Source organism: Vibrio nitrifigilis (genome assembly GCF_015686695.1).
GTDB lineage: Bacteria > Pseudomonadota > Gammaproteobacteria > Enterobacterales > Vibrionaceae > Vibrio > Vibrio nitrifigilis.
Genome location: NZ_JADPMR010000001.1, coordinates 284,681 through 300,151, shown reverse-complemented (window position 1 = coordinate 300,151; position 15,471 = coordinate 284,681). Strand labels below are relative to the sequence as shown.

Here is a 15,471-nt window from a genome sequence, read left to right as displayed (position 1 = left end):
TAAATTTGGTGTATCAAAACTGAGTGCTCAGTACTATGTGTTTATTTTTTGATACGTAACAGAATGTATGTTTAAAAACTGCCCTAGTATGTAGCAATGTTTTCTACATTACGGGTTACTTTAGTGATTAACAAGATACGAGCACAATTAGTGCAAAATGCGTCTTCAATTTTGCGACCTCCTATGCATTTCATTCCGCAAGTTGTTCAGAAAAAAATCATGTTAGACAGTCTGTTATTGGTTTTTAAAGAAGCTCTAGAGGATGGAGACTTTGAATTTTTGACTGATAAATGGCTAAAAGTAGAAATTAAAGATATGCAATTACGTTGGTTTATTAGTTACCAACACGGCAGACTTGTGATTGCGAATAAAAGTGTGCAAGATGACGTGAGTTTTAGCGGGGATCTAAATGACTTAGTCTTAATTGCTGGGCGTAAAGAAGACCCCGATACGCTTTTCTTCCAACGCCGCCTTATCATAGAAGGGGACACGGAGTTAGGTTTAGAAGTAAAAAACTTGATGGACAGCATCGATTTTGAACAATTACCAAAGCCGATGCAAATTTTACTTCACCAATTAGCAGATTTTGTGCATAAAGGCATGTCTGTCCCAAATACCGAACACGAGGTTATACATGCTTATTCGAACTGAAGCTCCTGCCGATATCTTGTCGATTGACCGTCTACTTAAAGAGACGTTTGAGACGGAAGCAGAAGCCCAGCTGGTGATGTCATTACGAGAAAATGGTCATTTCACCTTATCTTTGGTGGCATGTACAGATGAAGGTGACGTTATTGGCCATGCTGTGTTCAGTCCTCTCCATATTGATGGTGAAGAAAGCAGTTGGCAGGGGATTGCGCCTATTTGTGTTAAACCTGAATTTCGCCATCAAGGTATTGGTTCTCAGTTGATCCGTGAAGGGTTAGATTCTTTATCTGAACTTGGTTACCCAGGGTGCATTACGTCTGAAAACAGTGAGTTCTGGTCACAACTTGGTTTCAAAACTGATCCATCATTGAGTGTGGCAGGTAATGAGACTTTGGTTTGTCAAATCTTAACATTGTGGGAAGATCATACGCCAAACCCAACTGGTGCGATTAAGTTCGGCGTTGAGTTCGACCATTACTTATCTGCTCAATAAAGATTATTTGTCCGCAACAAGGTAATGAGCGCTTGAGTCAGTGATACCTTGTTGCTAGCATGTTCGCGTTATCAATAATGAACTCTTACCATGCCAAACTCGTTTGTCTCTTATTTGCAGGAAATGGGCATTCAAAGCTGGGAACTTACCCATCCTGAACGCTTACAAGGTTATGAACCTCAATTAATTGCATTGCCGCAAGAATGTGTTCTGCTATTAGTCAGCCCAATCGAGCCCTCATTTGCAGAAAAAACATTATTCGAGAAAGTACTCAAAAGTTTCCACCTTAATATAGAACAGGCTTGTTTTATCTATCCTCATCAGCTTAACCAGATAAATGTGCAAGGCCTTGACTGGATTTGGTTTGCAGGGTGTGATGAAGTCACTAATACAGTACCTAAGCAGTTGGTTTCTCCTCGTTTAGCCGATATTGAGGGCAATAATCAACACCGACGCGAACTTTGGCAGCAGATACTTGCACAGAAGGATGCATAATGGCAGTTACGTTTGAACCTCTTTCTGAGCGACATTTATCATCCGTCTGGCACATTGAAAAATTGGCGCATACGCACCCATGGGCAAAAAAGTCTATTTATGATTTAGGTAATCGCTTTCAATGCCATCATGTGATGTTACTGGATGGCCAAGTTGTCGGGTATTTCTATGCCCAAAATGTTGTTGGAGAGGTATCTCTACTAAACATTGCCGTATCTCCCGAATATCAAGGTCAAAGGTTAGGCTTTCAATTAGCCGAGTTTTTCTGTGCTTATTGTCAATCACAGCAAGCAGAAAGTATTTGGTTAGAGGTGAGAGAGAGCAACTATCGCGCGATCAAGTTGTACCATAAACTTGGGTTTAGTGATGTAGACACTCGTCCTCATTATTATCCGGTCGCTGGTGGACGTGAAGATGCTGTCATCATGAGTTACTATCTGGCGGATTAGATATTGCGTGATGCGTGAGTATCGAGTTCCTGTAAACCATCGATAGTGTAAGGGCTGTAAGCAAAACGATTGAGTAACTGTTCTTCTGTCAACGGTTTATCAAACAGATACCCTTGAAATTGTTTACATCCCATGTCTTTAAGAACGTTTAACTCTAAACTATCTTCCACACCTTCTGCGATGACACCGAGATTTAAGCGCTTAGCAATCATCAATATTGTGTCGACAATCGCCTTATCGTTATCGTTTTGATGCAACTTGGTCACGAAAGAGCGGTCTATTTTTAAAATATCGACATCAAGGTGTTTTAAATAGCGTAATGAGGAATAACCGGTACCAAAATCATCAATCGATAAATGAATATCGAATTCTTTCAATTTGGCCATTTTTTTAACGGCACTTTCCATGTTTTCTAATAACAGGTTTTCGGTGATTTCTAGCTCGATATTTTTGCCTGATATTCCTACTTCATCAATAATTTGGGTGACTTGTTCAATGAAGTTATCTTGAGCAAATTGCATTGGACTGATATTGATAGCTAAGCGGCGAAAGGTGACGGGTAATCGATTGTCTTTTTTCCATTGAGCCAATTTACGACATGCCGTTTCTAGAATCCAACGACCAATTGGAATGATTTGTCCGGTTTCTTCTGCAATCGACATAAATACACCTGGCGGTAGTAGACCTCTTGTTGGGTGATTCCAGCGGATCAATGCTTCTGCACCAACAATTTCGAACCGTTCGTTTACTTGGGGCTGGTAATACAGTTCTAGCTCTTGGTTTGCTAATGCTTGGTGCAAACCTTTTTCTAAATCTAAGAACGCATTAACTTGGGATTGCATTTCCGACTGATAGCGTTTGTAGCTGTTGCCCCCACTGACTTTGGATCGGTAAAGCGCAGTATCGGCTTGGCGTAAAATGTCTATATTTACATTATTGTCAGATGGATAGGTCGCGATTCCTACACTGACGGTACAGTAAAGCTGGTGAGTATCGATAGTATAGGGAGCGGATAGTTCGTCAATCAGCGATTGTGCCGTTTTTTCCAAATCAAGATGAGTCGTGAGTGGCAGAATTATCGCAAATTCATCGCCACCGATACGCGCAATTAAATAGTTATAATCGGCCCACTGTTCAATTCGTTTCGCAACAGCAATGAGTAGTTCATCGCCAATCGTGTGACCGAGCGAGTCATTAATGGTTTTAAAACGATCTAGATCGAGATAAAGCAAAGCGCCTTCTTGATTGTCTCGTGATGCCTGTTCGATATAAGTGCTGAGACGAGTCATTAACATACTGCGGTTACTCAGCCCTGTTAATGTGTCATAAAAAGCGAGACGGTTGAGTTGAGTTTCTGCTTCTTCTCTTTCAAGCCATAATCGGTGAAATGTGGTCGCCAGCTCTCTTAACTCATTGTTACGTTTAAATTGGGATTCTGGCGAAGCGTGCTGTTTTTCTTGTAATGAACGTACCCAACGAATTAAGCGAATAATGGGTAGCGAGAGTTTGTAATAAAAAAAAGTAAGCAAGATTGTGGTCAGTAAACAGGTACGCAAAAAATCTAACAAAATAATATGTACATGTTTTTGAACAAATTGTTGGGCGATCGAATAAACATTAATTGAGAATAGTAGCGAGCCGACAATTTTCTCTGAGTTAGGCTGATGCAGTGACGTTTGGTATGTTTCTTTGGGCGGTTCTATATATGAAGAGACTAAGCGAATAAAACGGTTATCATCGGCTGTTTTTCTTTGGCGTTGGATTAATACATCGTTAAAATCATCAAGTATTTGCACGTGCACAATGGCCGGATCATTCATTAAACTATTTGCAACTTGCTCTGCCAGAATTGGGTTGAGTCGATAAGCTGCCTGACTCGCGTCAGTATAACTTTGCATAAGCTTAAACCGATAATGTTCTTCAACTCTGTTTTGCTCGCGGTGAAGATCAACAAGTGTGTAATTGATACTGAAAGCCATCCCCAAAAGCATGGAGACGATGAACACGGTTAAAGCTTGTTTAAAGGCGAGCGAATGAGTCGGTTTGATGTGCACCATATGCAAAGATTGTTGTTATGACATTTAACAGGTATAGCTCAAAATCTCTGTTAAGAAAGGGTTTCCTTGCTGTTTACATACATTTTGGGCTTTAAGTTGCCCCAAACGTGATTATAGGCGAGAATACTGCCCAAATTTGAACCGAATAGCCAAGAGCGCTGTTTGGGCGTTCTGTCTGGTTAAAAAAGAAGATTATTCTCTCATGTCAAATAGTCCATTTGTCAGCGAAGTCGGTAAACGTCGTACTTTCGCCATTATTTCTCACCCGGATGCGGGTAAGACCACTATCACTGAAAAAGTCCTGTTATTCGGACACGCTATTCAAACTGCGGGTTCGGTAAAGGGGCGTGGTTCGAGCCATCACGCTAAATCTGACTGGATGGAGATGGAAAAAGAACGTGGTATCTCTGTTACCACATCGGTAATGCAGTTCCCATACGGTGATGCGCTGGTTAACCTATTGGACACTCCCGGACACGAAGACTTCTCTGAAGATACTTATCGTACTCTAACCGCTGTGGATTCATGTCTAATGGTTATCGATGCGGCAAAAGGTGTCGAAGACCGTACCCGTAAATTGATGGAAGTAACACGCTTACGTGATACACCGATCATCACATTCATGAACAAATTGGACCGCGATATCCGTGACCCAATGGAATTGATGGATGAAGTAGAAAATGAATTGAACATCCTTTGTGCTCCAATCACTTGGCCAATTGGCTGTGGTAAAGAGTTTAAAGGTGTGTACCACATTCACCGTGACGAAACGATTCTGTACTCAACGGGCCAAGGTCACACGATTCAAGAAGTGCGCATAGTGAAAGGTCTGGATAACCCAGAACTTGATACTGAAGTAGGTAGCGACCTAGCGGCACAACTACGTGATGAACTTGAGCTTGTGATTGGTGCATCAAATGAGTTCGATGAAGACCTATTTTTAAGCGGTGAATTAACGCCAGTATTCTTTGGTACTGCATTAGGTAACTTCGGTGTAGACCATATGCTTGATGGTTTGACCGAGTGGGCTCCAATGCCAAAAGCTCGTAATGCCAATGAACGTGTCGTTGAAGCGACAGAAGAAAACTTCTCTGGTTTTGTATTCAAAATCCAAGCGAACATGGATCCTAAACACCGTGACCGTATCGCATTTATGCGTTTGGTATCAGGTACTTACAAGCAAGGTATGAAGATGAACCATGTTCGTACTGGTAAAACGGTAAGTATCTCGGATGCGGTTACCTTTATGGCGGGGGACCGTGCACGTGCTGAAGAAGCGTTTGCAGGTGACATTATCGGTTTGCATAACCACGGTACGATTCAAATTGGTGACACGTTTACACAAGGCGAAAACTTGAAGTTTGCTGGTATTCCTAACTTCGCGCCAGAATTGTTCCGTCGTATTCGTCTGCGTGATCCATTGAAGCAAAAACAATTGCTGAAAGGGTTGGTACAGCTTTCTGAAGAAGGTGCGGTGCAGGTATTCCGTCCATTACAAAACAACGATTTGATTGTTGGTGCAGTTGGTGTGCTACAGTTTGATGTGGTAGTGGCTCGTCTGAAATCCGAATACAACGTCGAAGCAATTTACGAAAGCGTCAACGTTGCAACTGCACGTTGGGTTGAGTGTGAAGATGAGAAGAAATTCGATGAGTTCCAACGTAAGAACCAAACTCACCTAGCTCTTGATGGTGGTGATAACTTGACTTATATCGCGCCGACTATGGTGAACTTGAACTTAGCGAAAGAGCGTTTCCCTGAAGTGGATTTCCGCGCAACTCGTGAGCACTAATTTCTATTTAGTAATGCTGTTCAAGTCTGAACAATAAATAAAGAAAAACCGCTGCTCTGGCAGCGGTTTTTTTATCTCTTTCAGCACGTTTTGTTCAGTGAGCAACAACGCGCTGCGAAGTAAGCATTACTTTTTCTTCTTCACGTTCTTTTTCGCGCTTTTCTTTTTATCCGTGTCTTTTTTCTTTTTCTTTTTGAACACTGGTTTTTTGTGTTGCGGACGCATGTCTTTGATGTAGCGCTCTTTGATCTCTTCCTCAATATAGCGGCTAACGCGATCAATCATTGGCTGATCGTGTGCTTCTACAATAGAAATCGCAGAACCCTTCTTACCTGCACGAGCAGTGCGACCGATACGGTGCAAATACACATCAGCAGTACGCGGCATGTCGTAGTTGATCACGTGGCTAACGTCAGGAATATCGATACCACGAGCAGCAACGTCGGTTGCCAACAACACATTGATCTCACCACTGCGGAAACGGCTGATAGCGTTGTTACGGCGATCTTGTGGCATTTCACCTTGAATCCAAGAACAAGGGATCTGCGAACGTTCCAGTTCAGAACGTAATTCGGCTAAACGTTCACGCGTTTTCACGAAGACGATCGCTTTTTCCGATTGCTCGGTCAGGATCTTTTTCAGTAGGGCATTTTTGTGCTCTAGGGTGTCTGCGCGGTGATACCATTGTGAGATCTTTTTGCGTTCACGACGTGATGGTTCTGCATCGATATCAACAGGGTTTTTCAGTAGATCGGCAGTGAAGCCTTCAACCCCTTTGCCTTCTAATGTTGCTGAGAAAAGTAGCGTTTGTTTACGCCAGCGACATTCGGAAGATAGACGGTCAACAACAGGACCAAAGCCCATGTCTAGCATACGGTCAGCTTCATCAAGAATTAGCCATTCGATGGCACGGCAGTCGAAACGCTCTGCATCGATGTATTCCAAAAGACGACCTGGAGTTGCCACAACGATATCTTGTGTTTGTGCGAGGATGTCAGCGTGTTCTTGGTATTGGACACCACCTGTGATGGTAATGACATTCAAACGTGAGTTTTTACCCAACGCACGAATTTGATCGGCTACCTGCATCGCAAGTTCGCGAGTTGGAGTCAAAATCAGAATACGTGCAGGACCCGCTTTCTTGCGCGGAAAGTCTTGCAAGTATTGCAGTGCCGGAATAGCAAACGCAGCGGTTTTACCCGTTCCTGTAGGAGCGGATGCCAAAACATCTCTACCATCTAGGGCTTGAGGGATCGCTTCTGCCTGAATTTGAGTTGGGCGAGAAAAGCCCATTTCTTCAATGGCCTCGATAATATTTGGATCCAGGTCTAGGTCAGCAAAGGTTTTGATCACAGTGTTGTCTCCACAGGTATGGATTGCTCAGTCTAAAAATAGGTCGCACATTATAGAGGGATCTTGTTGAGATCACATCTTAATTTCTACATCTTAAGATAAAACTCATGAGTAAGAGCGATAAATTCGGCGCTATAGCCTTGTTGTTCATGAATAATAAGTGATTCTAATTGGGGAATAATCTCATTTTTTGTTTGAATCAATTCAAACATTAGTCGGTGAACAGGTTTTTTTTCCGATGGTTTCACTGAGCAGAGTCGACTTACTTGCCAACCATGATGTTTCGCTAAGTTAATAAACACTTCGCCTTCTACTTTGGGAAGAATGAAAGCCGCTTTCGCATTAGGAGCGGTTAATCGATCCAGAGTCGCAATGAGCTCATTGTGGTCTAGCGTGTTTGTATGTCTGGCCGTTGCACGCTGCTTATTATGCGCTTGTTCTCCCGAAGTAAAATAGGGTGGATTACAAATAATAGCATCGAATTGAATTTGAAAATCCATATCTAAAATATTACCTAATACTGCTTTAAGCCTTTTGTTCCATGGGCTAGCGATAAAATTTTTCAGTGCTGTATGGTTGGCGGCCGGTTCAATGTCGATGGCTGTAATCTCAGTTAGATTAAAACGCTGCGCGCACATAAGAGCTAACAGTCCTGACCCTGTGCCTATATCTAACAGGGAGTCGGGAGCTGATTGAAAGGCCCATGAGCCAATCAAAACGCCATCGGTACTGACTGGCATTCCAATCTGTTCAAAGTCACTTACGGTAAATTGTTTGAATCTAAAGTCTTTTTTGTTCATGTTCGCTAAGTAGTGAAATATCGTGTTTGCATTATTTTTAAGTCAATGTATCTAAACTGTATGAATAATATGGTAATTAATTCTATTTGGGTGTGTTTTTATATTAAAATTAACCAGAATTTTATTCTGCATATAACCCAATTATTTAGATATATAAACTGGCTTTTAGCTAAAAATGTAAATTAATCTAGCGATTTTTTCTTTGGGGTTGCTAAAAATTATCAATTTGTTCATTATTCTGTCCTTCATATAAGTGATGTAAATCACAAATTATTCACTGTGTTGCACACAACATCTAACAAAAATTTACTAAGGATTATCTGTGAATCAGCGTTTAAAATTAACAGATATTATTGCTATTGGTTTTATGCTTTTTGCATTCTTTTTGGGTGCAGGCAATATTATATTTCCACCAATGGCTGGACAATTAGCCGGTCACAACCTTTTGCCATCAATGGGTGGCTTCCTTTTGACTGCTGTTGGTCTTCCTCTCTCTGGTATTATCGCCGTGGCTATTGCTGGTGGTAGCTGGGAACATCTAACGAAAGATCTACCAGTTAAAGTATCGACATTAATGGCGTCACTGATCTTTATTATTATTGGTCCTGCGTTTGCCGCTCCGCGTACAGGGCTGGTTGCGTATGAAATGGCAGTTAAACCATTACTAAGTAATCCTGATAAAGTGTCGCTGGCCATCTTCTCCGTGGTTTTCTTTGCTATCGCTATGTTCTTCTCTTGGTCGCAAGGCAAATTGATCGACATGATTGGTAAGATTCTGACGCCTGTGCTGTTTTTATGCTTAGCAATTTTAGCTATCGCCGTATTTGTGGCTCCTCAAGGGGATATTATGGCGGCACAAAAGGCTTATGCGACTGCGCCATTTACCACTGGTTTTTTTGAAGGCTATAACACGATGGATACCTTTGCGTCTTTGATGTTCGGTATCTTGGTGGTAGAAGGTTTAAAAGGAAAAGGCATCACAGATGCTAAAGCCACGACAAAATATTTAATCAGTGCTGCAGTCATCGCTGCTGCGGGGCTGGCATTTGTTTATATTTCTTTGTTTTACCTTGGTGCGACGAGTGGCAGTATCGCAGCTCATTCAGCTAACGGCGGTGAGATTTTAAGTATCTATATCCAAGCGCTGTTTGGCAGTTACGGTCAAATCGTTCTATCTATTATCGTGGCATTGGCTTGTTTGACTACGGCTATCGGTCTTCTTTCTTCTGTATCTGATTACTTTAGTGGAATTACACCAATCAGCTATCGTCAATGGGTCGTAATTATCGGTATTGTTTGTGCCGTTGTTGCTAATGTTGGTTTAAATCAGCTGATTTCACTATCTGTTCCAGTGTTGTTTGCTCTTTACCCTGTAGCGATTGCGCTTGTCGTGCTGGCTTTTGTTCGCAAATTCTTACCAAATCCAACACTGGCGTATCGTGTAGTCCTGCTGGTTTCACTGCTATTTGCTTTGGTTGATGCTGCTAAACAGATTGGTGTAAATGTTTCTGTATTTAACTTCCTTCCATTGTTCCAAGACGGTATGGGATGGGTGCTACCCACTGCGGCGGCTTTAGTGGTGGCTATGTTTTTAAGCCCTGAAGAAAAATCAGAGAAAGTGAGTCAAGAAATCGCGTAATTTCTGACGACACAACATTGATTAATCTAAAGGCAGTGATGGTGACATCACTGCCTTTTTTATTTTCAGCGTAGAATGACTTTATCTTCAAATCAGTGTCTTGCCTAAGAGCTTATTCATTGTCGCAGAAGCTGTATCTTGAGGAGACTTGGGGATAACGGTTTATAAAACAATGAAAAGTGGCGCTAACTTAGGTGGAAAGGGCGAATTCCTCGATTTTTTCCTGTATCTTAAGGTTGTTTTTCAGTAGAATTCTGCGGTTAAATTCTATTCATAAATATTAAGAAAATATGTTTGAAATCAATCCAATTAAACATCGTCTTCAGGATGTGCAAGATCGCACTAATGTCCTGAGGGGGTATCTTTGACTATGACGCGAAAAAAGAGCGTCTTGAAGAAGTCAATGCAGAATTAGAACAACCAGATGTGTGGAATGAGCCTGATCGCGCACAAGCGTTAGGTAAAGAACGTTCTGCACTTGAAGCTGTCGTTGAAACCATTAATCTTTTAGATCAAGGGGTTGATGATGTTGATGGTTTACTTGAATTAGCTGTTGAAGCGGAAGATCAAGAAACTTTCGATGAGATTGGCCCTGAATTAGAAGAGTTGGAAAATAAACTCGCACAGCTTGAATTCCGTCGTATGTTCGCTGGTGATCATGATTCTTCTGATTGTTATGTGGATCTTCAAGCAGGCTCCGGTGGTACAGAGGCGCAAGATTGGACATCAATGTTGCTTCGAATGTATTTGCGTTGGGCTGAAGCGAAAGGTTTCAAGACAGAAGTTATCGAAGTTTCTGAAGGGGAAGTCGCAGGATTAAAATCTGCAACAATCCGAGTATCTGGTGAGTATGCTTATGGTTGGTTACGTACCGAAACTGGCGTTCATCGCCTAGTTCGTAAATCGCCATTTGATTCAGGCGGTCGTCGCCACACTTCGTTTGCTTCTGCGTTTGTTTATCCTGAGGTTGATGACAACATTCATATTGATATTAACCCGGCAGATTTGCGTATTGACGTATATCGCGCTTCTGGTGCCGGTGGTCAGCACGTTAACACCACTGAGTCTGCGGTACGTATTACCCACTTACCGACCAATATTGTTGTTCAATGTCAGAACGATCGTTCCCAGCATAAGAACAAAGATCAGGCGATGAAACAACTTCGTGCAAAATTGTTTGAGTATGAATTACAGAAGCAAAATGCTGAAAAACAAGCAAATGAAGATGCGAAATCAGACATCGGTTGGGGTAGCCAAATTCGTTCATACGTACTAGATGACTCCCGAATCAAAGATCTACGCACAGGTGTTGAAAACCGTAATACTCAAGCGGTTCTCGACGGTGATTTAGACAAATTTATAGAAGCTAGCCTTAAATCTGGCCTTTAAGCTTTTTACCGACAAATAACAGGATACATGCAAAATGACTGATGCTGTTCACAACGAAAAGAGCCAAGCTCAAATCGCGCAAGAAGAAAACAAACTAATTGCAGAACGTCGTAGCAAGCTGGAGCACATCCGTAAAGACTCAAAGGCGAATGGTCACCCAAATGACTTTCGTCGCGACAGTCTAGCGGGTGATCTTCAGAAAGAGTTCGGTGAAAAGACCAAGGAAGAGCTAGAAGAATTAAACCACATCGTTGCAGTTGCTGGCCGTGTTATGGCAAAGCGTGGTCCATTCATCGTGCTTCAAGAAACGTCTGGCCGTATCCAAGCATACGCGGCTAAAGATGTGCAAAAAGAGCTTAAAGCGAAATACCAAGGTTTAGATATCGGTGACATCATCGGTGTGAAAGGTGCGCTTCATAAATCAGGTAAAGGCGATCTTTACGTGAACATGGAAGAGTATGAATTGCTAACGAAAGCACTTCGTCCGCTCCCAGAAAAATTCCACGGCCTAACCGACCAAGAAATGCGCTACCGTCAGCGTTACGTTGACCTAATCGTGAACGAAGATTCTCGTAATGCGTTTATCGTTCGTTCTAAATTGGTGGCTGCAATTCGTCAATTCATGACAACCAAAGGCTACCTAGAAGTTGAAACGCCAATGATGCACGTGATTCCTGGCGGTGCAACTGCACGTCCATTCGTGACTCACCACAATGCATTGGATATCGACATGTACCTACGTGTTGCCCCTGAACTTTACCTAAAACGTTTGGTAGTGGGGGGTTTTGATCGCGTATTCGAAATCAACCGTAACTTCCGTAACGAAGGTCTTTCTGTTCGTCACAATCCAGAATTCACCATGATGGAATTCTACCAAGCTTACTCTGACTACAAAGATCTGATGGATCTGACAGAAGAAATGCTAAGCTCAGTGGCAATGGAAGTGCTAGGTGCAACTGCGGTACCTTACGGTGACGAAATGGTTGAGTTCGGCGGTCAATACGCACGTATGACCATGCTAGAAGCTATCAAGAAATACAACCCAGACCACGCTGAAATTCAAGCAATGACTGAAGATAGCGTGCAAGATCGTGACCTAATGGTTCGTATAGCGAAATCTGTGGGTGTTGAAGTTGAATCATTCTGGACTTGTGGTCAGCTTCTTGAAGAAACCTTCGGTGAAACAGCGGAACCTCAACTGATTCAACCAACCTTCATCACTGGCTACCCAGCAGACATTTCTCCACTGGCTCGTCGTAGTGATGACAACCCATTCTTCACTGACCGTTTTGAATTCTTCATCGGTGGCCGTGAAGTGGCAAATGGTTTCTCTGAGTTGAACGATGCAGAAGACCAAGACTCTCGTTTCAAAGCACAAGTTGCGGCGAAAGATGCGGGTGATGACGAAGCAATGTACTACGATGCAGACTATATTACTGCGTTAGAACATGGTCTTCCACCAACAGCGGGTCAAGGTATCGGTATCGACCGCCTAGCTATGTTATTTACTAACTCACACACTATCCGTGATGTGATTTTGTTCCCAGCAATGCGTCCGCAGCACTAATCACCAGCCTTTAAAAATATAAGGCAAACACCTCGTTGATAACCGTCTTCTGTCAAGAAGGCGGTTTTTTTGTTTTCGCATGATAATCGGTAAATATATGGGAGTTTATCTAGCTATCTATCTGTCTATGCAGAAAATTTAGAAAAACTTAGTTTTTGTGTGGAAAAGTCAGTAATTGCCTACTAGTCTTAAAAGTGAGACAGATATCTGTCTCAAGTCTCGTTATTGTAACGGTTTACCGTTAAATACAAATGCCAAAAGTTAGATAGCAACATTTAGTTTAAAAAAGGAACTGATTCATGGGGAACAACTTTCGGATGGATTCAGCACCGGGTTCATTAATTCTCGTCGGGGGAACATACGAACCTTGGTTGTCAGTGCTTGAACAAGCAGGATGGAGCTGTAAGCTGTGTTCGGATCTGCGCAAGGCTGATACGCTTTTTACAGAAACCGGTCCGTGTATTGGGATTGTTGATTTGAGTCAAGACGAGTTTAGTCTTAACGGAATCGCAAACCTGGTGAGTAGCCACAAACAAGTGCGTTGGCTCGCTTTCATTCGAGAAACTCAATTGAGTTCCGATACTATCTGCCAATTTATCGTTAACTTCTGTATCGACTTTTTTACCGCTCCTATTCCAGATGCTCAGCTGCTAAGTACTATTGGTCACCAACTGGGAATGCTTAAATTAGAGAAGAAGGTATGGCCGAGCTATGGCTCAATAGGCAATATGGGGCTATTGGGTGAATCGACAGCGGTGAAACGCTTAAGAGATCAAATCAAACGGATTGGTCCAACCGATGTGAGTATTTTGATTTATGGCGAAAGTGGCTCAGGTAAAGAAACGGTTGCCAAAGCTATTCATAAAACATCGTCACGAGCACAAAAGAACTTTATTTCGGTGAATTGCCGAGCGATGTCTGAGCAGCGCCTAGAAAGTGAATTATTTGGTATCGGTAATGCAGATCCTAATACCATCCTTCCACTGCAAGCCGATGGTGGCACCATCCTACTCAATGATATTTTGACCTTACCAAAACAGCAGCAGATTAATTTATTACGTTTTCTGCAAGAAGGCATTATTGAAACTCCGGAAGGTTCTAAAGAAGTCGATGTCCGCGTATTAGCGGCTAACTCATCGGATATTGAAAAGGCATTAATTGATGGAGATTTTAATGATGAACTCTATCATTACATTAATGTACTGAGGATCAATGTTCCTAGTTTGAAAGAGCGAGCGGCTGATATTTCGCCATTAGCGACGCATTTCTTACAAATCTATTCTAAAGAATATAATGCACAGGCTCGCAGTTTCTCAGAGGACGCCTTAAGAGCTTTAACTCGTTATTACTGGCCTGGCAATGTTCGTGAATTGATGAATCAAATTAAGCGTGTTGTGTTGATGTCTGATAGCGTCATGCTTAAAGAAGATGACTTAGATCTGCCCAAGCGTATTGATGGTAAGCGTAGCTTGAAGAGCATTCGTGAACGCTCTGAACGCGATGCATTACTGTTAGTTCTGGAGTCTAACGCTGGACAAGTTTCTTTAGCCGCAAAAGAATTAGGAATATCTCGGGCCACTATGTATCGGCTATTAAATAAACATAAATTAATATCTGATACTCATTACACGTCATAGTTGATTACTTATATCACTAAAATATAAATAGTTAACGTTATATAACAATATTAATTTTATCTTTTGCAGAGTATTGCACTGATTTATTAGTGAAACGCTCTGCATATCCCCTGAATTAAGGGCTTTTTCTGATTATTCATGGAGTGATTGGTTGTTTTTTGGATAACTGACGATTATCGGTTGAATAATCATCGTTGTGGGTTATTATTTATTCGTGAGCTTAACTCACTGAATTTAAATATTTTTGGATTAATTTTCGCTAGGAGGCGCATGATGAAACGATTTACCGCAATCAAACCGCATGCGTCTGCAATTAAACGTTCACCCAAGAACGTTCTTACCTGTCAGTTAGTTTCTAAGCTAGCGATGGATAAGGGTAACTACGCCGAAGATTAGTCCGTAACCTCTTTTTAGGCTGCGGAAACAAGCAGCTGAACAAGGGGTTATTGTATCTATAGCTTTTCCCTTTATTAGGCTTTCGCCTGTTTCCCCAGCATCCTTAACCATTAAATGCTGGAGAGCAATAATGTCTCAATCAATCTATCTAAAAATTGCTGTATTGTTTGTTCGCGCGGATCTACGCCGTGAAGAACGTCAATGGCGACGTCAAGTTCGTCGTAGTGCCTATGATGTACCATGGGATAATGCCCATTTACTGCGCGATATTGGTCTTGAACCTGATGGTCGAGCTATTGGTACAGTCAGTATTCCGGACTCTGTTAAAGCCGAACGTCGTATTCGTCATATCCGTCGGGTTTTAACATCGCGAATACCGACGTGATCGTCAGCCAATCTCGAGGAGAATGACATCATTATCGAGGTTGGCGTTATAGAAATAGGGCTAGCATTTGCTAGCCCTATTTGATTGATCGTGTATTCATTTATACCCAAGTAACCTCAAGATGCTGTTTCAGCGAGAATGTATTCGCTCTTAGGCAAGGCTTTGATTTGAAGACATAGTCATTCTACGTTGAAAATCAGTAACACAGCATAAGAGCGAATAAAACTCGCCCTTCGGGAGCTCATCAACAAACCTATTTCTGCGCTCAATCACGTTGAAAGGGAATAGCCATTCCTACCGTGATTGGGCTTGACCTAGGCTCGTTGATGAAGCTCTGAATCCTGCATCTTGAGGTCATTTGGGTATACTTA

14 protein-coding genes are annotated in these 15,471 nt (G+C 42.1%); 11 read left to right on the top strand and 3 right to left on the bottom strand.

Features of this window, described 5'->3' with window-relative positions; genetic code table 11:
- Positions 1 to 123 precede the first annotated feature (123 nt).
- The 4 genes from ubiT (at position 124) to rimI (ending at position 2,085) form a co-directional block, all read left to right on the top strand.
- Positions 124 to 651, top strand: a complete 528-nt coding sequence (gene ubiT, locus I1A42_RS01335; RefSeq protein ID WP_196123759.1) for a ubiquinone anaerobic biosynthesis accessory factor UbiT — start codon at positions 124 to 126, stop codon at positions 649 to 651.
- Positions 635 to 1,141, top strand: coding sequence for a GNAT family N-acetyltransferase (locus I1A42_RS01330; protein ID WP_196122431.1), 507 nt, complete (start codon positions 635 to 637; stop codon positions 1,139 to 1,141). Before ubiT ends, I1A42_RS01330 begins: the two co-directional genes overlap by 17 nt.
- 90 nt (positions 1,142 to 1,231) lie before the next feature.
- A complete protein-coding gene (locus I1A42_RS01325) occupies positions 1,232 to 1,636 on the top strand; it encodes a DNA polymerase III subunit psi (RefSeq protein WP_161153899.1) in 405 nt (134 codons plus the stop codon).
- The gene (gene rimI / locus I1A42_RS01320) at positions 1,636 to 2,085 is read left to right on the top strand and encodes a ribosomal protein S18-alanine N-acetyltransferase (RefSeq protein WP_161153900.1); all 450 of its coding nucleotides are present in this window, start codon (positions 1,636 to 1,638) and stop codon (positions 2,083 to 2,085) included. Before I1A42_RS01325 ends, rimI begins: the two co-directional genes overlap by 1 nt.
- Here rimI and I1A42_RS01315 read toward each other — a convergent pair.
- Complete coding sequence (locus I1A42_RS01315; RefSeq protein ID WP_196122429.1) at positions 2,082 to 4,142, bottom strand: putative bifunctional diguanylate cyclase/phosphodiesterase; 2,061 nt, start codon at positions 4,140 to 4,142, stop codon at positions 2,082 to 2,084. The two genes, rimI and I1A42_RS01315, sit on opposite strands and share 4 nt — an antisense overlap.
- 202 nt (positions 4,143 to 4,344) lie before the next feature.
- Between I1A42_RS01315 and prfC the strand changes: the two genes are divergently transcribed.
- On the top strand, positions 4,345 to 5,934 hold the full coding sequence (prfC, locus tag I1A42_RS01310) for a peptide chain release factor 3 (RefSeq protein ID WP_196122427.1): 1,590 nt from the start codon (positions 4,345 to 4,347) through the stop codon (positions 5,932 to 5,934).
- Between the two features lie 126 nt (positions 5,935 to 6,060).
- On the opposite strand, the gene srmB is transcribed toward prfC, so the two are convergent.
- A complete protein-coding gene (gene srmB / locus I1A42_RS01305) occupies positions 6,061 to 7,287 on the bottom strand; it encodes an ATP-dependent RNA helicase SrmB (RefSeq protein WP_196122425.1) in 1,227 nt (408 codons plus the stop codon).
- A gap of 86 nt (positions 7,288 to 7,373) precedes the next feature.
- Positions 7,374 to 8,087: a tRNA1(Val) (adenine(37)-N6)-methyltransferase gene (locus I1A42_RS01300; RefSeq protein WP_196122423.1), complete on the bottom strand. Its 714-nt coding sequence runs from the start codon at positions 8,085 to 8,087 to the stop codon at positions 7,374 to 7,376.
- A gap of 322 nt (positions 8,088 to 8,409) precedes the next feature.
- Between I1A42_RS01300 and brnQ the strand changes: the two genes are divergently transcribed.
- From brnQ to I1A42_RS01275, 6 genes are all read left to right on the top strand, one after another.
- Positions 8,410 to 9,726 (top strand): branched-chain amino acid transport system II carrier protein, encoded by a 1,317-nt coding sequence (gene brnQ, locus I1A42_RS01295; protein ID WP_196122421.1) that lies wholly within the window; start codon positions 8,410 to 8,412, stop codon positions 9,724 to 9,726.
- Positions 9,727 to 10,016: 290 nt separating this feature from the next.
- Positions 10,017 to 11,115, top strand: a protein-coding gene (prfB, locus tag I1A42_RS01290; RefSeq protein ID WP_161157130.1) for a peptide chain release factor 2 whose coding sequence is annotated in 2 segments (ribosomal slippage) — positions 10,017 to 10,091 and positions 10,093 to 11,115 — 1,098 coding nt in all. Because the reading frame shifts where the segments join, the coding sequence is not laid out codon by codon here.
- Positions 11,116 to 11,149: 34 nt separating this feature from the next.
- Positions 11,150 to 12,682, top strand: coding sequence for a lysine--tRNA ligase (lysS, locus tag I1A42_RS01285; RefSeq protein ID WP_161157129.1), 1,533 nt, complete (start codon positions 11,150 to 11,152; stop codon positions 12,680 to 12,682).
- 299 nt (positions 12,683 to 12,981) lie between these two features.
- Positions 12,982 to 14,319, top strand: coding sequence for a cyclic-di-GMP-binding transcriptional regulator VpsR (gene vpsR / locus I1A42_RS01280; RefSeq protein ID WP_161157128.1), 1,338 nt, complete (start codon positions 12,982 to 12,984; stop codon positions 14,317 to 14,319).
- Between the two features lie 270 nt (positions 14,320 to 14,589).
- A complete protein-coding gene (locus I1A42_RS24960) occupies positions 14,590 to 14,715 on the top strand; it encodes a hypothetical protein (protein WP_268982040.1) in 126 nt (41 codons plus the stop codon).
- Between the two features lie 130 nt (positions 14,716 to 14,845).
- A complete protein-coding gene (locus tag I1A42_RS01275) occupies positions 14,846 to 15,100 on the top strand; it encodes a DUF1127 domain-containing protein (RefSeq protein WP_196122419.1) in 255 nt (84 codons plus the stop codon).
- Positions 15,101 to 15,471 lie beyond the last annotated feature (371 nt).